The organism is Aliivibrio kagoshimensis (assembly GCF_050337105.1).
GTDB classification, from domain to species: Bacteria; Pseudomonadota; Gammaproteobacteria; order Enterobacterales; family Vibrionaceae; genus Aliivibrio_A; species Aliivibrio_A kagoshimensis.
The window spans coordinates 1-22,757 of record NZ_JAKJSQ010000028.1; the positions used below are offsets into that span (position 1 = coordinate 1).

The 22,757-nt window shown below is 42.1% G+C and carries 16 protein-coding genes; 3 read left to right on the top strand and 13 right to left on the bottom strand.

All coding sequences use genetic code 11. The annotated features are described in order from the left end of the window. The 4 genes from L4C32_RS10780 to L4C32_RS10795 form a co-directional block, all read right to left on the bottom strand. Positions 1-191, bottom strand: a 191-nt coding sequence (locus L4C32_RS10780; RefSeq protein ID WP_428196886.1) for a hypothetical protein, incomplete at its 3' end; no start/stop codon positions are given. Positions 192-206: 15 nt separating this feature from the next. Continuing rightward, positions 207-587, bottom strand: coding sequence for a hypothetical protein (locus L4C32_RS10785; RefSeq protein ID WP_428196887.1), 381 nt, complete (start codon positions 585-587; stop codon positions 207-209). A gap of 39 nt (positions 588-626) precedes the next feature. Further along, on the bottom strand, positions 627-1,046 hold the full coding sequence (locus tag L4C32_RS10790) for a hypothetical protein (protein ID WP_428196888.1): 420 nt from the start codon (positions 1,044-1,046) through the stop codon (positions 627-629). A 38-nt stretch (positions 1,047-1,084) separates the two neighbouring features. Next, entirely contained in the window at positions 1,085-1,423 is a 339-nt protein-coding gene (locus tag L4C32_RS10795; protein WP_428196889.1) for a hypothetical protein, read from the bottom strand. A gap of 230 nt (positions 1,424-1,653) precedes the next feature. Between L4C32_RS10795 and L4C32_RS10800 the strand changes: the two genes are divergently transcribed. Then, positions 1,654-2,625: a transposase gene (locus L4C32_RS10800; protein ID WP_428196890.1), complete on the top strand. Its 972-nt coding sequence runs from the start codon at positions 1,654-1,656 to the stop codon at positions 2,623-2,625. Positions 2,626-3,243: 618 nt separating this feature from the next. Here the strand turns inward: L4C32_RS10800 and L4C32_RS10805 are convergent. The 5 genes from L4C32_RS10805 to L4C32_RS10825 form a co-directional block, all read right to left on the bottom strand. Further along, positions 3,244-3,489, bottom strand: a complete 246-nt coding sequence (locus L4C32_RS10805; protein ID WP_428196891.1) for a hypothetical protein — start codon at positions 3,487-3,489, stop codon at positions 3,244-3,246. Between the two features lie 94 nt (positions 3,490-3,583). Then, positions 3,584-10,825, bottom strand: coding sequence for an RHS repeat-associated core domain-containing protein (locus tag L4C32_RS10810; RefSeq protein ID WP_428196892.1), 7,242 nt, complete (start codon positions 10,823-10,825; stop codon positions 3,584-3,586). 57 nt (positions 10,826-10,882) lie between these two features. After that, positions 10,883-11,269 carry a hypothetical protein gene (locus L4C32_RS10815; RefSeq protein ID WP_428196893.1) on the bottom strand — a complete coding sequence of 129 codons (387 nt, stop codon included), beginning with the start codon at positions 11,267-11,269 and terminating at the stop codon, positions 10,883-10,885. 357 nt (positions 11,270-11,626) lie between these two features. Continuing rightward, the gene (locus L4C32_RS10820; protein WP_428196894.1) at positions 11,627-11,977 is read right to left on the bottom strand and encodes a hypothetical protein; all 351 of its coding nucleotides are present in this window, start codon (positions 11,975-11,977) and stop codon (positions 11,627-11,629) included. Positions 11,978-12,261: 284 nt separating this feature from the next. Continuing rightward, positions 12,262-13,821, bottom strand: coding sequence for an AbgT family transporter (locus tag L4C32_RS10825; protein WP_428196895.1), 1,560 nt, complete (start codon positions 13,819-13,821; stop codon positions 12,262-12,264). A gap of 491 nt (positions 13,822-14,312) precedes the next feature. Between L4C32_RS10825 and L4C32_RS10830 the strand changes: the two genes are divergently transcribed. Further along, the gene (locus L4C32_RS10830; RefSeq protein WP_428196896.1) at positions 14,313-15,305 is read left to right on the top strand and encodes a GGDEF domain-containing protein; all 993 of its coding nucleotides are present in this window, start codon (positions 14,313-14,315) and stop codon (positions 15,303-15,305) included. Positions 15,306-15,388: 83 nt separating this feature from the next. Here the strand turns inward: L4C32_RS10830 and L4C32_RS10835 are convergent, their stop codons facing one another. The 3 genes from L4C32_RS10835 to guaB all read right to left on the bottom strand — a co-directional run bounded on the left by L4C32_RS10835 (position 15,389) and on the right by guaB (position 20,969). Further along, positions 15,389-17,431: an acyltransferase family protein gene (locus L4C32_RS10835; RefSeq protein ID WP_428196897.1), complete on the bottom strand. Its 2,043-nt coding sequence runs from the start codon at positions 17,429-17,431 to the stop codon at positions 15,389-15,391. 436 nt (positions 17,432-17,867) lie between these two features. Beyond that, positions 17,868-19,445, bottom strand: coding sequence for a glutamine-hydrolyzing GMP synthase (gene guaA / locus L4C32_RS10840; RefSeq protein ID WP_428196898.1), 1,578 nt, complete (start codon positions 19,443-19,445; stop codon positions 17,868-17,870). Between the two features lie 60 nt (positions 19,446-19,505). After that, positions 19,506-20,969, bottom strand: a complete 1,464-nt coding sequence (guaB, locus tag L4C32_RS10845) for an IMP dehydrogenase (protein WP_428196899.1) — start codon at positions 20,967-20,969, stop codon at positions 19,506-19,508. A 174-nt stretch (positions 20,970-21,143) separates the two neighbouring features. Between guaB and xseA the strand changes: the two genes are divergently transcribed. After that, the gene (gene xseA, locus L4C32_RS10850) at positions 21,144-22,475 is read left to right on the top strand and encodes an exodeoxyribonuclease VII large subunit (protein ID WP_428196900.1); all 1,332 of its coding nucleotides are present in this window, start codon (positions 21,144-21,146) and stop codon (positions 22,473-22,475) included. Between the two features lie 10 nt (positions 22,476-22,485). Here xseA and L4C32_RS10855 read toward each other — a convergent pair whose 3' ends face one another. Beyond that, positions 22,486-22,710: a zinc ribbon domain-containing protein gene (locus L4C32_RS10855; protein WP_428196901.1), complete on the bottom strand. Its 225-nt coding sequence runs from the start codon at positions 22,708-22,710 to the stop codon at positions 22,486-22,488. Positions 22,711-22,757: the final 47 nt, after the last annotated feature.

Genomic DNA, 22,757 nt, shown 5'->3' on the forward strand with positions numbered 1-22,757 from the left:
GAGTTGGTTCCAGAGTTGGTTCCATTATAATGACAGCTTGGACTCACCTCTTTATCAAAAAATATAATAAATGCATCACCATTAGTAGTCATAATTTTTGTTATTTGCATTGGCTCACTTGTAACATCAGCTGAGAATGATGGAGCCGAAAACATAGATAACACTAAGAATAGTATTGATAACAACTTCATGCTTAATCCTTCGATTTATTTCACTAAACGGATGTAGTCGCCTGCGTTTCCGTGGAATATAGCGCCAGATGTAACTCCGCATTTATTATGAACAGCATGCCACGCTTCAGTTGCCCTTATCTCAACCATCAGATTTTGTGAATAAGCCATCATCAGAACAGAGGAAGATATACTGTTGTCAAGATCGGAATTACTAGTTCCGTAATTATCAGCCCAAGTAGAAAACCACTTTCCATCTATTTTAAACTGTAAAGTACGAATCCATTGATTTCCACTTTGAGAACCTGTACCACATATTTGCATCTCTTCAATGGTTCCTTTTGCATCAACTGCTGAAGAAAGTGGTGAAAAGAATACGGTGAATAGAAAGGAGGTTGTTATTAATAGTTTTTTCATTTTAAGTCCTTTTAAGTAAACGAAATATAAATGCGTTTTTTATTCCCTAGATAGCTGGATGTAGTCGCCACCTCGGCCGTGAAAAGTAATTCCATTAGCTTGACCACATTTAGTAAAATATTTATCCCAACCCCCGTTCGCGTTTATTTCAACAACTTTAGCTTGAGAAAAAGCCATGAAGAGCATTGAGGTAGTTTGGTTATTATCATAACTAGTACCACCAGCACCATAGTGATGATCAGCATAAGTTCCAAACCATTTACCATTTATCTGAAACTGTACAGTTCTAATCCAGCCACTTTCACCTGTACCACACATTCTGATCTTGTCAATTGTGCCTTTCTGGTACTCAGCATTAACGGTAGTGGAAAATAACATTAATAGTAAAAAACCGAACTTTTTCATTTTTATTTCCTTTGAAGTAAAACTGTTTTGAATATAAAAAATTAATTTTTTCATTCTAATAATTTCCAACGTGTGTTATTTAAATTTAGTAACTATTCCATCTGTACGAATCTCACAGCACCATAACCATTCGAATCCAAACAGTAATCAACAGTGACCTTTTTATTCGACGTTTTAGCTGCAAGTAGCATTGAATACGTACGATTTAAACTTTCAGTATTACCTTGGCGTGTACAGCCGGCACTAACATTTGTAGTAGACACAGCAAAAAACCATTTTGTGACGCCTGAAGGCATTGAATCCAATTTAAAGTAAATTGAACCTGTTTCGTAACTAGGAGATCTAAGAATAGAAATCGTTCCTTTGGTGATAACTGCCGAAGAAGAAAAAGAAGTAATCAACAATATAATTAAAAGTGACAGCTTATTCATGATATATACCTTGGTTATTTGTTACCGGGAAATATTAAAGGGATAAATATTAAAGGAATATTAAAGGGACATACACTCTAAGCACTGCTCTCGCACTTTTAACTTCACTGGTTTCATCTATTTCAAATTCAACACTGACTCACTCGCAGGGTCTTTCATTCCTGTATCTCTACATGAGAAAACCTGCTTACACTGTCATCATGTTCAATTTGTAGTGAGATATATTTCCAGTGACCGTACCAAGAAGTCAGCTTATCTGCTCAGAGGCGACGCCCTATTATCACATTGTCTCTCGATGTGTGAGACGCAGTTATTTGTGTGGTGTAGATAGTGTTACTCAGCAGAGCTTTGAGCACCGTCGCGGTTGGATTGAAGATAAACTCAAAGAGCTCAGCGCCATGTTTTGTATTGATATCTGTGCCTATGCCATCATGAATAATCACTACCATTTGGTGCTCAGTATTGATTGTGATGGCGTTAAAAAACTGTCTGAGCAAGAAGTAGTAGACCGTTGGTGTTCATTGCATGAAATGCCAGTATTGATTCACCGCTATTTAACGAAACAAGACACTCATAGCTCAACCAAAGCCGTGTGCCAACAAATCATCTCCGAGTGGCGCGAACGGTTATCAAGCATCAGTTGGTTCATGAAAATCATCAATCAAACCATTGCAAGGCTGGCGAACAAAGAGGATGACTGCACTGGACACTTCTGGGAAGGCCGTTTTAAAAGCCAGGCGCTGCTGGATGAGAAAGCGCTGCTAACCGCGATGGCTTATGTCGATTTAAATCCGATTCGAGCCAGCATGGCAGACTCACTTGAAACCTCTGATTTCACCTCAGTAAAAGAGCGGCTCGCAGCCCTTAAATCGAAGAAGTTAACTCCCCCTTGCCTGCATCCCTTCATTGGTAACCCAACCAACGAGATGATTAAAGGCATTCCGTTTAGATTGGATGACTACCTAGAGCTTGTTGATTGGAGCGGTAAACAGATAAAGCCGAATAAACGCGGTGCGATTGATGCCTCTACCCCTCCCGTTTTACAACAGTTGAACGTTGAACAGAAAGAGTGGCTAAAACTCTGCACCACTCTTGAACAAAACCGCGCCAGTATTGTGGGAGAAGTGAAATCATACTCCCACGCTATCCATAAATTGAACCGGAAACGAACCACCGGACTTAAAATCACCACTGCCGCGTAAAACCCCTTCCCCAACACACACTCAACACGTCCGAAGTTCGATAACTAATGGCTTTTATCGTTGAATTCACTCTATTTCGATGATTTTAGCCACCAACCTTCACTGAGAACACAAAAAATGAAGATGCCGTTGTTGGTGGGATTTGTGTTTGGTTAGGGCGTGTGTCCTTGTTATTTATGTATTTATGTGCTTGTTATTTAGAAAATCGATAACTAATGGCTTTTATCGTTGAACTCACTCTATTTCGATGATTTTAGACACCAACCTTCACTGAGAACACAAAACATAAAGATGCCGTTATCGGTTGGGTTTAGGTTTCGTTAGGGCGTGTGTCCCTGTTATTTTCTATCGTTAAATCCACTCTATTTCGATGATTTTAGACACCAACCTTCACTGAGAACACAAAAAATGAAGATGCCGTTACCGGTTGAGTTTAGGTTTCGTTAGGGCGTGTGTCCTTGTTATTTTTTGTCCTTGTTATTTTTTTGTTGAACTCACTCTATTTCAATGATTTTAGTCACCAACCTTCACTGAGAACACAAACCATGAAGATGCCGTTATCGGTTGGGTTTAGGTTTCGTTAGGGCGTGTGTCCTTGTTATTTCCCAAGGTGATTTTTTAGTTATTCTTCACTTGTTGGTTTTCAAAATCTTTAAATTGCTTTAACAGCATAAAATATGAAAAAACACCTCCAATTAATGGAAATATTAATGACATTAAAATAATAATAACCTTCCCATCAATCCATTTATTTAAAATGACAATTAATGTTGGGATAACTAGCAACAAAACGCTACTAACAAGCATTACAGATAAAAATAAATAACCAAAAAAATCCTCATTCCAAAAGCTATCTGGAAACATTGATCTAATAATACCTATGCAAAAAACAATAAAAACACTCAATATTGAAAAGTGCAAAAATTTCATTAAAAACATACATCTAATCATTTTATTATCACCACTTAATTTCAATGTCAACCATTATACCATGCCCAATTGAAAGACCAAGTGATTCACCATCAGTAGATAGTCCTTCACCGTTCCCAAACAGCGTATTTTCAAATTTTGCAACTTGGTTTGTTTGTGTATTGTTATTTGGGTTTGATGGATGATAATGATCAATTGTCTTACCTAGTGTTCCTTTTATACCCTTTCCATTAAGACTAACCTCTAAGCTTGGTCCTTGTACTTCAACATCAATACCTTGCTTGCTAAGGTCATCAGATAATACTGACTTAATACTTATATTTGCTCCAAATTCAGCATTAAACCCAGAAACTCTATATTTTAATTTAACCCCAGAACCTATTCCAACTTTAACTGTTACATGTTTCTTTACTAAACGCCCACCTGAAATATATACTTTACGAATGTAATTGTCATAAATACCCTCTACATCCGTATTTTCGTATAATCCACAGTTCCCCCCATAACATTCATACATAACTCTCCCTGCAATGGTCTCAATACGCTGAAACTCCTCAATGACTCCTTCAGCAGTACCGTTTACCCATTCACCCTCATTATTCTCATACAACTTTTCAGATGAGATATTATGTTTTGAACCATTATCATCCTTCTTATTACCTTCTGTCCAATCATAGCGGTCGTCGTTATAGTTATTCTCTAAACCGAATGGATTTCCACCAATATTATCAATTTCTTCTTGAGATAGTTCAAACCCAGTCGGATCCACATACTTCAACGGGTTATTCCACACATACGAATAACGGTTAAAACTATTGGTCACAAACGGCGCTTGGATAATAGGATCGGCGCTGATGAATCGGCCTAGCTCTTGGTCATACACTCGCCCATTCATGTGCACCAAGCCGACCTCTTCGATCTGCTCGTGTCCGGTGTAACCTCGGTTGGTGATGGCTGCTAAGGCCAAAGAGGTTGGGCTGCTCTCTTGCCACACCACTTTTCGGGTTTTACCCCACACATCGTAGCTGCGTTTTTCCACGATATTGCCGTAACCATCGGTGATCATATCCACGGAGTTCAGGGCATCGTAGTGCAGGTAGCGCACCTGTTTGTCTTTCAGTGCTTTATTCGCTTCCTGGGTCTGAGTGTTCAGCGCAATCAACTTACCTTCGGCGTAGATGAAGTGTTTATGCTGCACTTCTCCGGTGGCATTGTCGGTGGTGCGTTCATATTTGTTGCTAACGTAGATGGTCTCTTTGCCATCACTGCTGGTTTTTAGGTAACGGCTGTGGTTGGCATCATACTTAAACTCAACGCGATTGTTATTGCGCTCAATCGAGACGGGTTTGTTGTAGTAGTTCCAACCAATGGTGCGCTCGACTGCGCCAGCTTCACCCGTGGCGTGCGTTAAGTTGCCCACCTTATCGTAGTTAAAATCAAGGCCGTTAGCTTGGGTGACCGCATGTGGCCCTGCGTTCACTTTGTTGTAGCTGTAACTGCCAATGCCGGTTTTCGACTTAATGTTGCCTAGGGTGTCGTAACTAAAAGTAAATGGTCCGTTTAAGTCAGGGTTGCCAACGGTATGGCGCGTGGCCGAATCAAGCTCAATGCTGTTTTTGATCACGCGATCTAAGCCGTCGTACTCATAACGGTCTTTGATGCCTAGCTCAAGATCGTATCGCATGGTCACGTTGTTGTGATCATCGTAGCGGTACTCAATCAAGCGTATATTTCGCCCTGAATTGGTCGCCGATTTCAGCTGGCTATTAAACACTTGGCTGCTTTTGTGAGTAGTGATGTACTCTGGGCGACCCGTGTTTTGGTTATGCACATAGGTGTTCACCAAACCATTACCTAAGGTTTCGGCTAAGGTGTGGTCATACGCATCGGTATCACGGCGCTGCCAGTAGTAGATGTATTGTTGCTCACCAGCTTTTGCGTCTTCAGAGTTTTTATGGATCTGCTCTAAGTGGTCGGTTTGACTAACCCCGTCACTTTTCCCACAACCCGCTTTACCCGCAAAATCAACATTGGCGGTGCTGCCCCCTGCCAATTGATTGGCGCTCTCACAGTAGAGACCACTTAAATCAGCAACTTTTTCTACCAGCGATAACAGCTGATCGGCCAACTCAATATAGTATTGGTAACGAGAGGCTGAAATCTCCGACGCTTTCACCAAATCATCTGCGGTGTAGAGCAGCTGCTGTTGAGTTGTGCTGTCCGCTTTGGCGACATAGATATCTTCACTGCTGACCAGATCCAATCCACCATCTTTGTGGTAATCCGTCAGTAGGAAGTCGTGTGCTTTGGTTAGCGGTTGCCCCAAGAACCCTGATTCATTGATTGGATGCAGTACCGTGGTATACGTTCGCTCACCAGGAACGCTGCTAGCAATCTGGCTTTCAATTCGGAAAATCGTACCATCTAAAGTGACATCTAATGGAATAGTCACCTCATCGTGCAACATCACCCAAGTGGCGGGACGCAGGTAACACTCACCTTGTGCATTACACCACTGCTTATAGCGATTCGCCCCCTGTAACAGTGCTGCTGAAGAGGCTTCTAGTTGGTGGACATTGACGGTTTTCGCTTGGTATTCTGCTGCTTTATCGGCATAGAACGTCTTCTGAGTAGCGTATTCTTCTGCTTTGGCTAAATACTGTTTCGCCTGCTCGGTCGCCTCTTTTATTAGAAGTGTTATCTCTTCTCTGAAGCTAGCGCTGGTGAAAACCTCATCAGCATAGGTTTTTGGGCTGCCCACTTTTTCAAGATAACCGAGATCGTTGTAGAAGTAGTCGACGGCCAAACGGTCTTGAGTCAACTTATTAAAATCAAGGTTAATGGCATTGCTAAGATTGGTTTGATCCACCCCATTTGGCCGCACTTCGCGTTCAAGCCGTTCAATCTCATCGTATCTATACAGGGTGCTGAACTTCTCACCGTTGACCACCATGGCCGACTCTTCTAACAGACCTGACTGGTTGTAGTAGTAATCAGTACGGCTACCATTGCCTTCAAAGCTGGATAGCGTGCCTATTGCACCTCGCTCATCGTATCGCCATGTAGAAACTTGACTGCCAGAGGTCTCTGACACTTTACGTCCCAACAGGTCGTAAGTTAAGGTGGTTTTCACCCCGTTGGCGTCTTGTTTGGTGACCAGCTCCCCTAAAATATTGTAGTTATAACGCCACTTACCCATATCGGGATCATCAAGATGGGTACGGTGACCTAGGTTATCGTAGCGAATCGAGGTGACATTACCTTGCGAGTCGGTGGTGGTTTTCAGTTTGCCATCTGGGTAGTAGGTGTAATCTTGATAGGCACCGTGTGGCTCCACTTTTTTGCTAATGTGGCCAAGCACGTTCTGATGCGTTGAGTGTAAAAATCCTCGCGCATCTTCCAGAGTGGTCTCAAGCCCAGAATACCGAGTGGTAAATACCGCATCCCCACCCTCTGCAGCTGGTTCGGTTTTGGTACGTACTCGGCTCAATGCATCGTAGGTGAAGGTGACTGTAGCTTGGGTGCTTTTCAGTTTCTTTAAAAAGCTAGGGCGGGTGGAGGCCACTTTACGACCACTGCGATCCCAACTGGTATCGCGTACCACCCACTCACCGTTAAACGCTTGGTGCAAATTGCGGATCTCTCGTCCTGCGTAGTCATAATGCACTACGGTTTGGCCACGCTGTGTTGCTGATGTGATCGAACAGTAGGCGGTTTGTGTGGTGGCATTGGCACAGTGCTGCCCCAGTTTATAACTCACACTGGTTATATTGTTGATGCCCGGTGCGGTTTGCTGCGCTAGTCGGCCAAACTCATCGTAGTTCCAACTGGTTTTTCTCCCTTTGGTGGCACTGATGGATTCAGCTATCTGCCCGGTTTTACCGTCATGGGTAAACTGCGTTTTGTGCCCCAGTGCATTGGTTTCACTGATTGGAAACAGTCCGTTGCTAAGATCATATTGAGTGGTCGATTGACGCTCTGCTAGATCAGTGCCACTGACTGCGGTTGAGATAACATTGCCATACTGATCGTAGCGATACCGATTGATGACGCTTTTGTCGACGCGACCATAAGCGCTGTCACCCGCTTCATACTGACTGCTCTGGGTATCGCTTTGTGTTAACTGCCCTTTGGTATCATAACTAAAGGTATTACTCACAGAACGGATAAGGTTGTTACTCAGATCGGTGATGGTTTCGGTGCTGAATTTGGGTGCCGATATTTTCCAGAAATTATCGCCTGTTTCGGTGGCTAACTCTGATTGTGTGCTTGGCGCTGAGCTGAACTCTACTTTGCCATCACCATCAAAATCAGAAATTGAGTAGCTTCCACACTCTTTGGTTTCAATGTTGTTAAAGACACTCTCTGTCACGCTTCTCAGCGTACCTCTGTATGAAATAAGTCCATCAAACCCTTCAGTGTAACTCGCCTTATTATATTTGTAGTAGTCGTTGTAACGTTCCGCAATGATGGGCACATCCACTTCACCATGAATCAACACAATCAAATCGGCCGGTTTAAAGTAGATACTCCCGTCGGCGGCACAGTGGCCGATCAGTTTCGTTTTGTAGCTGGCTAAACGTTGTTCAATATCGACAATATTCACCACTGAGTTTAAATGCAAGACTTCATAGTTTTTGTTTAACCAAGAGGCAATATACTCACTAGTTTGTTCAACCTTAAATGCCCCTGCCCCTGCAAAATCACTGCTGATGTTTTTGACGGTTTTAGTGGTATTGCCAAAGCGATCTTTGATGACATCAACCACCTCCTGTTTTTCGACTTTTGCCAGACTATCAGGGTTGATATCAAAAGTTTTACTGGTGATTTTATTGGCATAGACTTGATGATACTTAGCGCCTTGGCCTTGAAACTCCAAATGTTTATAATCGAACTGCTTTTCACTGACCTTGAGACTGTTTTTCGTTACGATGACTGACTTTCTTTTTCCTGCCAGTTCAATGTTTGTCTCACCTTGCAGAAACTCCGTCACGGTTTTGGTTTCTACTTCGGATTTTTGTATCGAGGTGATGGTTTTATACCCTAAAAATCCATGCCCTTTGCGGTGCGATTTCGCCCCTTCATAATGGTAGGTGGTTTCTGTCGGTTGGTAACCTAATGGGGACTTGGTGGTTTTTTCAACCAAATAACGACGCGGGGTACTGCTTACTATCGGCCACGCGTAATGAGGTTGTTGAGTATGTACACCGCTATCTACTGCCGCGGTATAATCAATGCTATACTCAACGCCAAACTCTCTGAATTTGATGATCTTATCTTGAACCGCTGCGGTAGAGCGGCGCAGTTTTGAAGTACCTATACTTCCAGTAGAGCGTCGATTATTAACAGTAAAATCACTCCAGCCATCACCATTAAGATCCCTAAATGAAATACTATTCCAAGTGGTTGCAGAGTCATACGAGAGAAGAACCTCATCAGTAACGGTACCAAAGTTATTTCGGTAGAACTTACCCGCTCGAAACAACTCTGGATAGCCGTCATTGTTCATGTCCACAAACTGGCTATTTCCCGTTACGCCTCCAAAGCGTTGTTGCCTCGCAGTGAAATGATTACCATCGAATAGATAGATATTCCCTGCACCAGAACCATCGTAAAATCTACGATTGACACCGTTTTGCATTAACGTCCCAAACGAACGTGTAAAGATATCTAAATTTCCGTCGTTATTAACATCCGCCAACTGAAATTGATTAGTGTTTCCTTTGGTATTAAAGGCATGCAACGTTTTAAAACTTGAGTGGATACCTGATAGTTTAAATTTAATGTAACGATTATCAGAAGGATAGATATAGATAATGTCATCTAACCCATCACCATTTAGGTCAGTAACTTGGGTACTTTGTTGATTATTTTTTGAAATTAATGTCTCTTTGCCATCACCATTAAAGTCACCAGCGGCTTTATTACCACAATAAGCAACCAGGTTATCCTTGCCTGCAGGCTTGTAACTACCATCCATACATACACTATCAGGCGTTGTATCCCATCTATAATCTCTATCATTCCTATCGTCACTATTTCTAGTTCTGTGCCTTATTATTTTCCATGTTGTAGTCTGGATTCTAGGGTTAGATTCCGAGCCTACTAATGTATATTTTCCTTTACTATCAACAACTGTAGAGCCATCAGGATTACGCAGTGTATATACTTGCTTCGTATCTGACATACGATGATCTTCTTTCTGATATTGATTTAGAATGCCATAAACCTCGGATGTCCCATCACGGTTTCGATCCATAAACCTAGGACTATAAAAAGTGATATTTTGGTTGGCATACTCTGAAGCCGCTCTTGAACTCCAATCAAACTCACTCTTAGTGGTACAGTTCTTATCAACACAGTACTCAATAGACTGAAGCAGCGTGCGCTGAGTGGCTGATGACTGAGCATAACTGAAGTTGTATTGGCCAGTATCGGTGGTGCCATCTGCGGCAAAGGTTGAAATAGCACTGATGCGTTGGCTTCGTTTTAATAAAGCCCCTGAACGGTATTGCGAAGTTTTATCCGGACGATCGGCGTAGTTGAACACCACTTTTCCGCCTACATAGTTAATCTCATTGATGCGATGCGAGCTAGTCGCCAGATCTTCATGATAGGTGAAATCGATGCTGTTTTGATTGGCTTTGGTGGCGATTTTATTAACCGCCCACCTTAATACACTCTCACTCCCAGGCAGCTCGGCACGTGAATCGACAGTGTTACCGTACTCATACAGTGAGCCATCTTTGCGCCACACTTTGAAATATTCAGGGCCACTGCCCGAGGTGCCAAAGGAGACGATTTTTGAGTAACCATTATCTTTTAATCGGTACTCCGTTAAGTTGTCACCATCTTTGCCTGATACTGCAATCAAACGCTGACCATCAAGACAGAAGCGGTCGTTTTCGTTAAAGTTTACGCCTCCCCAAGCGCCATCGGTGGCAATGTTTTTTCCACATCGCCCTATGGAAGATAGACCGCCAATGCTCCATCCCATGCCCATCACACCATTGGGTGAATCACTTCGGTACTCAATACTCAGTTGTGGTTGATGTCCGCCACGACCCGGCGCAACAGAAATAGGCAGCGTATAACCGGCTTGACCACCGGAGACAAAGAAATCCCCAGATAACATAGCCGTTTGGCTAGGTCCGGTAGGTGTTGTTGCAAATGAAGGTAATGAAAACAGGGATAGGGTTAATCCATAACTTAATGCTGCGATCTGACGTTTAATCAGACGACGATTAATGCTAAAAAATCCATTTTGCATATCGGCCTACTTTTATTGGGTATTATGGGGGAGTAAAGGGTGTGGGTGACAATCGGTCTACTGGTTGTTATTAATAACAACCTCAATATTTTCCAGTCTTGATTTCAACTCTACATATTTATTAGGCAGTTCTTTTTTACCGTCTTTACTAGCAACTACTTTTGGTAGCTTATTTGATAATAAAAATTCGTTTTCTTGCTGTTCATGTAACATTGAATGAGTCATCGCTTGCTGCAGTTGCTGGATGGGCGCTGGGTAGTCCGCTTGTTCACTAAGCTCTACGGAAGGAGCAGGTGACACCAAACCAACCATGGAGGTTAACTCACTATTTTTTATGTTCTTTTTTGCATTATCCTGGTTGGATTTATGATTAGAATAAGATAAGGCAATCGCGACAACAGCTACTATTAACAGTAATAAAATTGAGGTATTACGTTTAGTCATAATAATAAACCCCATATTGATAAAGTGAAATTCAACGCTACCGCCCTCTGGTTGTTAGCCCAGATAGTCATATACACAATTAAAATGTTAATCTCGATAAATATGCATGGCTATTATATAACTTGCAATATTAACCATAATTAAAACAATTATTAGTTTCATATTTAAAATGTAAATCTACTAATTACTGTAAACACGGGTGTAATCGATAGTTTTAATTACAATTAGAAATATCAAATAGGCTGTTATATATACACTGTTGTTATTAATTTGTTTCACCCACAAAAAAGCCAGAGCATTTCCTATGCTCTGGCTTAATTGTTTATCACGCGATTTATTAAGAGATCATCGCTATATCTACCACGGAATTATCCCTACTTTAACGCCCAATATATCCTGAGCATCTCCCCAGTGATTACAGCTATTGCTCACCAGTAGATCCACATGTTTCTCTTTTGCGGCGTAAGCTGTCATCACAAGAGTGACCATATCTTGGTAATTAGCAGCGGTACTGCTGATTGCAAAGCGTTCCGTGGTGGCGCACGGGGCCATCTCTCTTATGTCACCATCCACATTAACAAATAGAACGCTAAATTCACCGCTGGAGTATATCCCCGTCCCCACTATCGTTCTGTCTATAAAGTATTCGGCTGACACAATATTGAATGACACAAAAGCCAATAAAAACAGTATTCCTTTACCTTTCATAACTCACCTTAAAATCACTATTAAGAAGCCCCCTTAAAACAAAGATTTGTAAACCACAAAGAGCAATATGAGTTAATATGCATAGCTATAATTTAAGTTTCAACAACAAGTGGAATAAAAAGAGCAATTCATTTCATATTTAAAGTGAAAATCTATAATCAATGAAATTGCGATGTAATTGATTATTTTGTTAACAATTAATGGCACTCACAAAAAAGCCAGAGCATCTCCTATGCTCTGGCTTACTTGTTTTCTATGATGCGTTAATTAACGCCTGTCACTTCCTACATAGTGTAGGTGTATGGTGCTTGGATGCCCAGTGGAATGCCTAAGCCCCAATATGCGAGTAGGAAGATGGTCCAACCGATTAACATGGCAATCGAGTATGGCATCATCATAGACGCTAAGGTTCCGATACCTGAAGACTTCACATAACGCTGGCAGTAAACCACAACCAGTGGGAAGAAGACCATCAGTGGTGAGATGATGTTAGACACAGAGTCACCCACACGGTATGCCGCTTGAGAAAGCTCTGGAGAGATCCCCACCGCCATTAGCATTGGTACTAGTATTGGACCAATCAATGCCCACTTCGCTGATGCTGACCCGACTAGCAAGTTAACAAACGCGGTAAGCAGGATCATTCCAACAATGGTCATTTGACCTGGCATGTCTAGGAACTTCAAGAACTCTGCGCCGTATAACGCCAAGATAGTACCGATGTTCGACTGACTGAATGCAGCAAGGAACTGCGCACAGAAGAACGCCATCACCATGTAGCTGCCCATGGTACCCATGGTGTCAGACATCGCTTTAATCACATCGTTGTTAGACTTAAAGGTGCCAGACACACGGCCGTATACCACGCCTGGAATGATAAACAGCACAAAAATTAACGGTACGATAGATTGCATTAATGGCGCTGAGAACGCAGTGATTTCACCTTCAGGTGAGCGTAGTGGAGAGGTTTCAGGGTAAACGGCGGCAACAAGTGCCACAATACCAGCAACCATAGCCCAACCAGCACGGTTAAAGGCTTTGGATTCAATCTCGCTGAACGATCCTAGATCGGGGGCTTTCTCTGCATCTTCATCGATTTCGATTTTAGATAGACGTGGCTCAATGATTTTCTCAGTCACCCACCAGCCGATTCCGACCACCAGCACAGACGATAAGCCAGTAAAGAAGATATTCGACAGTGGATTAACGATGTAGTTAGGATCGAGTACTTGCGCAGCAGACTGAGTGAAGCCCGCTAGCAAGGGATCAATTCCCGATGGGATAAAGTTGGCCGAGAAACCACCAGATACGCCAGCAAACGCCGCTGCGATACCCACTAATGGATGACGACCCGCTGCGTGGAAGATGATGCCGCCCAGTGGAATAACCAATACGTAACCGGCATCTGCTGCTGTGTGAGACACAATAGCCACCAAGATCAACATTGGGGTTAAGAAGCGTGCTGGCGTAAATTGCAGCATCTTTTTAAGGCCGGTTTGGATAAAACCTGAAGAGTCAGCAACGCCGACACCTAGCATGGCAACTAGTACGATACCTAGTGGCGCAAATCCGGTGAAGGTGGTGACCATTCCAGATAAAAATCCAGCCAGTGATTGACCGGTTAATTGGTTGTTCACTTCTACAGCCGTGCCAGTAATAGGGTGAACCAGTCCGAAAGTCACTTGTGATAAAAGAGCGGACAAGGCCCAAACGAGCATTAAGCCCCAAAAAAACAGCAGTGCAGGATCAGGGATTTTGTTACCAGTCCGTTCGATAAAGTTCAAGAAGCGATCCATGCGACTTGATGTTTCTAGTGGTGTACTTTTTATGGCTTGGTTACTCATACGTAACTCCAGTTAAGTGCAGTAAATCCATTGAGCAGAATATAGAGAAGCTCTTTTGGATGTAAGAAGGAGATAGTGAAATTTTAAGCAGTCCTAAAAATGATGTACATGACATATTTTATGAAACAAGATGCTAAATATTTTATTTTGTAAATGATTATTAACCTGTAACGAGCCATTAACGCAGGTAAAACAACCATTACGACATCTCACCTACAACTACGTTACCAATGCCTATTTTATGCTCTACTCACTTTTTCTAGCACGCTAAGAGACGTATGAACCTTGTTGCTTTTTTGTTATTGATTTTCCAAGTGAAATGATATTCGCTTTTTCAATATTATTCACCTAATCACTTGTTTTATCTCAATTAATAACATGGGCGTATGAAAAAAGAATTCCAGCCCCCTCTTCAAAATTTAACACTCATTGTGAATAATCCTAATTGTTTGAGGTATCATTAGCGAGCAGGTAGTGGTGAGGTCAATGGAATGAAACACGATATATTACTCAAGCTAAGTGAGCACTCTCTCGAAACACTATTAGAGATAGTGAGCGATGGCATTTGGGATTGGAATGGAAATACGGGTTATGTCTATCGAAGTCCTGGCTGGTATAGAATGCTCGGCTATGAAGTTGATGCGTTTGAAAACACCGTTTTTACGTGGGAGAGCGTGATTCATCCCGATGACTTCGATCGAGTGATGTCGCACTTTGATGCCTATATTAATCAACGCTCTGACGCCTATAAAATAAAGTATCGTTGTCGAACTCAATGCGGGGGCTATATCTGGATTGAAGACCGAGCCCGAGTTGTGGAGAGGAATGAGGATGACTCTGTCGCTAGGATGATCGGTGCCCATCGCGACATCAGCAGTGAAAAGTTACTGGAACAGCAAAACCGGTTAGAGAAAGAATCACTACAAAAAGTCATTGATGTTCGGACTAAAGAGCTTAATGAAGCCAATCAACAACTCAATTTGAAAGTAACTGAGATTCAGAGCTTAGCCAATACAGATTCACTGACTCTACTCTCTAATCGCTATCACTTTGAAAAACAGCTCGTGTCTGAAAGCGCACGTGCTAAACGATTTAATGAACCCCTCTCTTTGATCTCTTTTGATCTTGATAACTTCAAACCGGTTAACGACAGGTTTGGTCACTCTTCTGGTGATTTTATTTTAGTTGAAGTCGCTAAGATGCTAAAAGATAATATACGTTCCATCGATACCTCTGCCCGTTGGGGAGGTGATGAGTTTGTGGTATTACTGCCTAATACCTCTCTAGAAAATGCTTTAATCGTTGCCGAAACCCTCAGAGACTATATTGACCAACAGATCATCATTAATGATTTTTCGATAACGGCCAGCTTTGGTGTCTCTCAATTAGAAAAAAACGAAGACCCTTTTAAATTAATGGCTCGCGCAGATAACGCACTGTATGTTTCAAAAGAGGGAGGCAAAAACAGTGTCTCCACCATCTAACATCCCCTCTCCTTTTACCCTGCGTCCATAAAAAAGCCCCTGCTAAACAAGGGCTTTTAGTTCAAAAATTACTTACATTGATTTTAGTGAATTGAATCCAATTTATTCGTTATCGAATCTAGTACTTTTTGCATGCATTTCTCTTTAGGGTGCATCCCATCGTAGAACTCAGTTTCAATGCACCCCGATAATCTAGGATTATATGAACCTACAATACCAACTCCCATTTCCATTGCAATTTTCCTAAATGAGTCTTCGACTGAAAGAAATATATCCTTCTCTAGCCGCATTCTTTTATATAAGCCTGGATGATACGGTGACAATACAAGAAACACTTCAATATCATTTGCCTTAAGCCATTGAATTAATTCACGTAACTGAGTTTCCGCGTTAGAATCATATTCAAATGTTGCCATTGCATAATTCAACAACCCTGTGAAGTCATCTTCCATAGATGATTGTGTTTTAGAAATGTATTCTTCATTATATATGTGATAACCATCATAAGCTTTCTTCCCAACTGCCTCATGACTTCCATCACTGGCTACAACTGTGCCTGAGATATTTACCTTCCTATATAAGGTAGTTGGCCAACTTTGATCTTGAACTCTTCCCATGTCCTCAAGAAAACGTTGAGGCTCAGAATTCAATACTACAACCTTAGAAATAGCCTCAAGCCAAAACTCATATAACTCATCAATCGATTGCCACCTGTCTTGTCCATCATATTTATTTAATATCCATGGATCAGCCCCAATAAAAATACGGCTCGGATTAAGCTTGGCTACAGCCTCACCAATAAATCCGATATCATCTTCAATGGATGCACCGCTTACACCTAGATTAAGAACTTCATCCCCTAAGGAATTTGAGCCTACTTGCATAATTCGGGATGAGCCCATCACTAAAGTATTTATAGGTTTCAACGGTAAAGATAAACGAAATGCATTAAACTTTCGTTCGTCAATGTTAGTAAAATAAATATAGTCCGCACTTCCTAGTTCAAAGGCCATTTTTTGTTCAATATTACCCGTTATGCTTTTAGACAATAAACCGGCACAGGCAATAAGAGAAATCGAAGCTAAACTAAATAAACCTATTTGCTTACTTGATACCTTCTGCCTATTTCTAAATGGTAATTCGACATATTTCCAACTGATWTATGCTAATAAAAAGCACAAGGTTACTAGAGCCAAACCAGAATAAAGTGGTATATTTAACTCTCCATTTACTTTTCTAAAAAATGCAAATAACGGTTGATGTATCAAATAGGCTGAATAACTAACCAAACCAATTTTAACTATCCATTTAATACTGAGTAGACGTGCTACAAACGTTTTTCCTTCAGCAAAAAGGATCAAGAACACAGTTCCGCATACTGGTAATAATGCATAAACACTTGGAAATGGTGTTGTCTCATCATAAAAATAAATTGAAGATAAAATAGCAACTAAACCGAGTGTAGATAAACTACCATTAGCTTTAACCCCGTGTTTTTGTACGATAAAGGCAGATAGTGAACCAGCCAATAATTCCCAAGCTCTAGTTGGAGATAAATAGAAATTTGCTGCTGCTTTGTTTCTCCATCCCCACTCACTAAGTAACAAACTAACAACTGCTAATATCGTAATTGTCCAAAAAACTCGACTTCTCCCAAAACGCCATGCAAACAGAAGAAATATAGGGAAAATAACGTAGTATTGTTCTTCTACTGCTAAACTCCAAGTGTGTAGTAAAGGATTTAATTCTGCTGATTCGTCAAAGTAACCTTGCTGCCTCCAAAAAACCACATTTGAAGTGAAGGTCGCCACTCCGAGTAATGCACCTCCAAAGTTTTTAAGTTCTGTTTGGTTTAATAGAACCCACCCCATTATAGATGTTATTAATATTACTACAGTGAGTGCAGGTAAGATGCGTCGAGCACGCCGTTCGTAGAAGTTGATTATACTGAAACGATTTCTTTCGATATCTTCAATTAATATCGTTGTGATCAGATATCCACTAATGACAAAGAAGATATCCACACCAATAAAACCACCACTAAAAAATTCAAATCCAGCATGAAACAAAATTACTGGAACAACTGCGAGTGCACGTAAGCCATCTATTTCGGCACGATATTTCAAAACAAAAATCCTTACTTAAAATTTACAATAGAGACACTTACTTGATATCCATCAAATCAATGAATAAATTCGATTTAAATTAAAGGTTAACAAGACATCATTTATGCGTAGCTCCATTTTAGTGATATTGTCGCCAGTAAGTCTATCACCAATTTACTTATGAAGAACATACAGAAGCATTCTTTGTAAGGATACAAAAAAGTATATACATTTGATTATGTCTCTAAGACACTACATTTCCATCACATAGGTTGTCAATTGAGCTACTACATTCAATTTGTGGGCATCACTTTAAGTACTTCATTAATATTTGTTATGGTTCCTTGAAAGTATTCACAACGAAACAAAAAAGCCTTGACGCTAACCACAAAGTCGTGGAAGCAAATCAAGGCTTATCTTTTAGTTACAATGGGTTAGGATTAGAGTTACCCTAATTTTATTCCCACTCAATAGTTGCAGGTGGCTTACCTGAAATATCGTAAACCACTCGAGAGATACCATCGATTTCGTTAATAATACGATTCGATACTTTACCCAAGAAGTCATAAGGTAGATGCGCCCAATGCGCGGTCATGAAATCGATCGTCTCTACAGCACGCAGTGAAACGACCCAATCATATTTACGGCCATCGCCCATAACACCCACAGAGCGTACTGGCAAGAACACGGTAAATGCCTGAGACACTTTATGGTAGAGATCCGCGTTATGCAGCTCTTCAATGAAGATAGCATCCGCACGACGCAGTAGATCACAATACTCTTTTTTCACTTCGCCCAGAACACGAACACCAAGACCCGGTCCAGGGAAAGGGTGACGGTAAAGCATGTTGTAAGGCAAACCAAGCTCTAAACCAATTTTACGTACTTCATCTTTAAACAGCTCACGCAATGGTTCAACTAAACCCATCTCCATATCATCAGGCAGGCCGCCGACGTTATGGTGAGATTTAATCACATGCGCTTTACCGGTTTTTGAAGCCGCTGATTCAATCACATCTGGGTAGATAGTGCCTTGAGCTAACCACTTAGCGTTGTCTAATTTTTTCGACTCTTCATCAAAAATATCAACAAAAACATGACCGATGATCTTACGCTTCGCTTCTGGATCCGCTTCACCTTTCATTGCGTCTAGGAAACGGTTTTCAGCGTTAACATGAACGATATTTAGGCCAAACTTATTGCCAAACATCTCCATCACTTGATCCGCTTCATTCAATCGAAGCAATCCATTATCCACAAACACACAGGTCAGCTTGTCACCAATTGCACGGTGCAACAACATAGCCACTACTGAAGAGTCTACGCCGCCTGACAGACCAAGGATAACTTCATCGTCACCCACTTGTTCTTTCATGCGAGCAATCGCGTCTTCAATGATCGACTCTGAGGTCCATAGCTTTTCACACTGACAAATATCAAGCACAAAGTGCTCTAACATGCGCATGCCCTGTTTAGAGTGCGTCACTTCAGGGTGGAATTGTACGCCGTAATATTTTTTCTCTTCGTTGGCCATCGCAGCATATGGACAGGTCTCTGTCTGCGCGATTTTTACAAAGTTATCTGGAATCTCAGTCACTTTGTCGCCGTGGCTCATCCACACATCAAGCAGTGGTGCACCATCATCAGTCAGTGCATCTTGAATGTTTTTAAACAGCGCAGATTCCGTCACCACTTCAACTTGCGCATAACCAAATTCACGCTCAGTGGAACCTGACACTTTACCGCCAAGCTGCTCTGCCATCGTCTGCATGCCATAACATACGCCGAATACAGGTACCCCTGAATCAAACACATATTGTGGCGCGCGAGGAGAATTTGCTTCTGTCACACTCTCTGGGCCGCCAGAAAGGATGATGCCATTTGGATTGAAATCACGAATATCAGACTCTTCAACGTCCCAGCTCCAAAGCTCACAGTAGACACCGATCTCACGGATACGACGAGCAATAAGTTGGGTGTATTGAGAACCGAAATCTAAAATTAGGATACGTTGATCATGGATGTTCTTTGTCATTACTAAATCTTCTTAATTAAACACTGGGAGACAACTCTCCCAGTAGAAATTCAATCCAAATTAACCGATGCGGTAGTTTGGCGCTTCTTTGCTGATCTGAACGTCGTGTACGTGAGACTCTTTCATACCCGCACCTGAAATGCGAACAAATTCCGCTTTAGTACGCAGCTCTTCAATGGTTGCAGAACCCGTCAGTCCCATGCTTGAACGTAAACCACCCATCTGCTGATGGACGATCTCTTTTAGACGCCCTTTATAAGCGATGCGACCTTCGATGCCTTCTGGTACCAATTTATCCGCTGCATTATCAGATTGGAAGTAACGATCCGATGAGCCTTGAGACATCGCGCCCAGTGAACCCATGCCACGGTAAGATTTGTAAGAACGACCTTGATACAGAATCACTTCACCCGGTGCTTCTTCAGTACCGGCGAACATAGAGCCAACCATAACGCACGAAGCACCGGCAGCAATGGCTTTACACACATCACCTGAGAAGCGAATTCCGCCATCAGCAATCACAGGAATGCCGTGAGCGCTTGCTACTTCCGCCGCGTCAGAGATAGCGGTAATTTGAGGAACACCAACACCAGTAACAATACGAGTGGTACAGATTGAACCTGGGCCGATACCCACTTTCACAGCACTTACCCCTGCGTCGATTAACGCTTTAGCACCAGCACCTGTCGCGACGTTGCCACCAATGATCTGTAGATCAGGGTGTGCAGCTCGAGTTTCACGAATGCGTTGTAGTACGCCTTCAGAGTGGCCGTGAGAAGAGTCAATTAATAGGACATCAACACCCGCTTCTACTAATGCAGCAACACGCTCTTCGTTACCTGCACCAGCACCAACCGCAGCACCAACACGTAAACGACCGCGTTCATCTTTACATGCATTTGGTTTACGCTCTGCTTTATGGAAGTCTTTTGCTGTGATCATACCCGTTAGCTGGAATGTATCATTTACTACAAGAATCTTTTCAACGCGATACTCTTGCATCAAGCGTTGAACTTCTTCGCGCGATGTTCCCTCTTTAACCGTCGCTAAACGATCTTTAGGTGTCATCATCACTTCCACTTTTTGTGTCAAATCCGTTACGAAACGAACATCACGTCCGGTAATGATACCAACCAGCTCATTGCTCGTTGTAACTACAGGGTAACCCGCAAAACCGTTTTTCTCGGTTAATGCTTTAATGTCAGCGATGGTATCGGTTGGTTTAACCGATACCGGTGCAGTAACCACACCCGCTTCGAAGATCTTAACTAAACGAACTTCTTCCGCTTGCTGAGGAATTGACATGTTTTTGTGAATAAACCCAATGCCGCCCTCTTGTGCTAATGCGATAGCAAGGCGAGCTTCAGTCACTGTATCCATTGATGCTGAGATCATTGGAATATTCAGTGAAATAGTCTGAGTTAATTGGGTGCGCAAATCGGCAGTATTAGGGAGTACAGTTGAATGTGCAGGGACGAGCAGAACGTCGTCAAATGTTAGGGCTTCTTTCGCGATTCTTAGCATTGCAATATCTCACACCGTGGGGTTGAATATAAAATTAATTATTAAATATTGCAGACGGATTATACGCACGACGCAATCGATTGACTACACATTTTTTAATTTTTTATTTGCAATTACCCTATTGATATGTATTATATTTCCGCTAATTCCTCGAGCTACGTCTAAGGCATTCCTTTGTCTAACCTCACCAATGATCGAATCTTTACTGTCTCTCGTCTTAATGCAGAAGTTCGCTTACTGCTTGAAAATGAAATGGGAATTGTGTGGTTGGTGGGAGAGTTGTCTAATTTCTCATCGCCTGTCTCTGGCCATTGGTATTTCACCCTTAAAGACTCTCGAGCTCAAGTAAAATGCGCCATGTTTCGTGGCAACAACCGCCGTGTCACCTTTAAACCCGCTAATGGCAATCAGGTACTGGTTAAAGCCAGACTCTCATTGTATGAACCTCGCGGTGATTATCAGCTCATTATCGAAAGTATGCAGCCTGAAGGTGATGGAAGGTTACAGCAACAGTTTGATCAACTGAAAATGTCTCTTGCAGCAGAAGGTTTGTTTGCTCAAAGTGGTAAGCAACCTCTTCCTGAAAACCCAAAGCGTGTCGGTATTATCACCTCGAAAACCGGTGCCGCTCTGTATGATATTTTGGATGTACTAAAACGACGTGATCCCAACTTGCCAGTGGTTATCTACCCGACCATGGTGCAAGGTAACGGAGCAGCGATTCAGATCGCGCAAGCAATCGGACGTGCTAACAGTCGTAATGAGTGTGATATTTTAATTGTTGGTCGTGGTGGCGGTTCGTTAGAAGATCTCTGGTGTTTTAATGAAGAGATCGTGGCAAGAACCATCGCAGCCAGTGCCATTCCCATCGTCAGTGCTGTGGGTCATGAAGTGGATGTCACTATTGCAGACTTTGTGGCTGATGTTAGAGCCCCAACCCCCTCTGCAGCGGCCGAACTAGTCAGCCGCGACACGTCTGCTCAAAGTCAAAAAGTGGATCAACGAAAACATAAACTTCGTAGTGGGATCCGCCACTATCTGTCAACACAGAATTCACGCCTGCATCAATTACAATTTCGGTTAGAGAAACAGCATCCTCAACTTCAACTCAATCAACAGAGCCAGCGTTTGGATGAGTTAACAGCTCGACTGCATCAATCCATGACTCAACATTTGTCGGCTCAGCGTCAACATATCAATAAGCAACAGTATAAGTTGGGTTTACACTCTCCTGAGAAAGCACTGCAGCTTAAGAGTAATCAACTGACTCAGTTACGCGCTCGCCTGCTTGATGCGATGGATAGGACGTTATTACAATCTAACCATCAACTCTCCCTGGCCGCCGAGAAATTAGATACGGTAAGCCCCCTTGCCACTTTACAGCGGGGTTACTCGATCACTCGCGGTGTGGACAATCAATTACTCACCTCTGTAAAACAAGTCAAAAGTGGCGAGCAGATTCAAACTACCTTGGCAGACGGTTCGATCAATTCAACGGTTATTTGATCCAATGATCTTACTGCTTAATAAAGTGTGTCTGGGTTCTCGACTTAGATTTTAGCTCATTACAGCGATTACAAAAGTAACTAACAGAACCACACGCTTGCAGCTTCTCCATCTCTACACTGCAATCAGGACAAGGTGCCAGTTTCTTATAACCTTGTTGGCACGCCTCACAATAGTAACCACTATTTTGCCAGTTCAGTGTTTCCTCACAGTTAGGGCAACAATTTTCTGTCATGCTATACCTCGATCAATTCTATTTCTGTGGATCTTTATATTAATGGC

What these genes read in the sequence shown, in the direction of transcription:
- L4C32_RS10785 (WP_428196887.1), bottom strand. Translation starts at nt 587, where the DNA reads ATGAAAAAACTATTAATAACAACCTCCTTTCTATTCACCGTATTCTTT.
- L4C32_RS10790 (WP_428196888.1), bottom strand. Translation starts at nt 1,046, where the DNA reads ATGAAAAAATTAATTTTTTATATTCAAAACAGTTTTACTTCAAAGGAA.
- L4C32_RS10795 (WP_428196889.1), bottom strand. Translation starts at nt 1,423, where the DNA reads ATGAATAAGCTGTCACTTTTAATTATATTGTTGATTACTTCTTTTTCT.
- L4C32_RS10805 (WP_428196891.1), bottom strand. Translation starts at nt 3,489, where the DNA reads ATGTTTCCAGATAGCTTTTGGAATGAGGATTTTTTTGGTTATTTATTT.
- L4C32_RS10810 (WP_428196892.1), bottom strand. Translation starts at nt 10,825, where the DNA reads ATGCAAAATGGATTTTTTAGCATTAATCGTCGTCTGATTAAACGTCAG.
- L4C32_RS10815 (WP_428196893.1), bottom strand. Translation starts at nt 11,269, where the DNA reads ATGACTAAACGTAATACCTCAATTTTATTACTGTTAATAGTAGCTGTT.
- L4C32_RS10820 (WP_428196894.1), bottom strand. Translation starts at nt 11,977, where the DNA reads ATGAAAGGTAAAGGAATACTGTTTTTATTGGCTTTTGTGTCATTCAAT.
- L4C32_RS10825 (WP_428196895.1), bottom strand. Translation starts at nt 13,821, where the DNA reads ATGAGTAACCAAGCCATAAAAAGTACACCACTAGAAACATCAAGTCGC.
- L4C32_RS10830 (WP_428196896.1), top strand. Translation starts at nt 14,313, where the DNA reads ATGAAACACGATATATTACTCAAGCTAAGTGAGCACTCTCTCGAAACA.
- guaA (WP_428196898.1), bottom strand. Translation starts at nt 19,445, where the DNA reads ATGACAAAGAACATCCATGATCAACGTATCCTAATTTTAGATTTCGGT.
- guaB (WP_428196899.1), bottom strand. Translation starts at nt 20,969, where the DNA reads ATGCTAAGAATCGCGAAAGAAGCCCTAACATTTGACGACGTTCTGCTC.
- L4C32_RS10855 (WP_428196901.1), bottom strand. Translation starts at nt 22,710, where the DNA reads ATGACAGAAAATTGTTGCCCTAACTGTGAGGAAACACTGAACTGGCAA.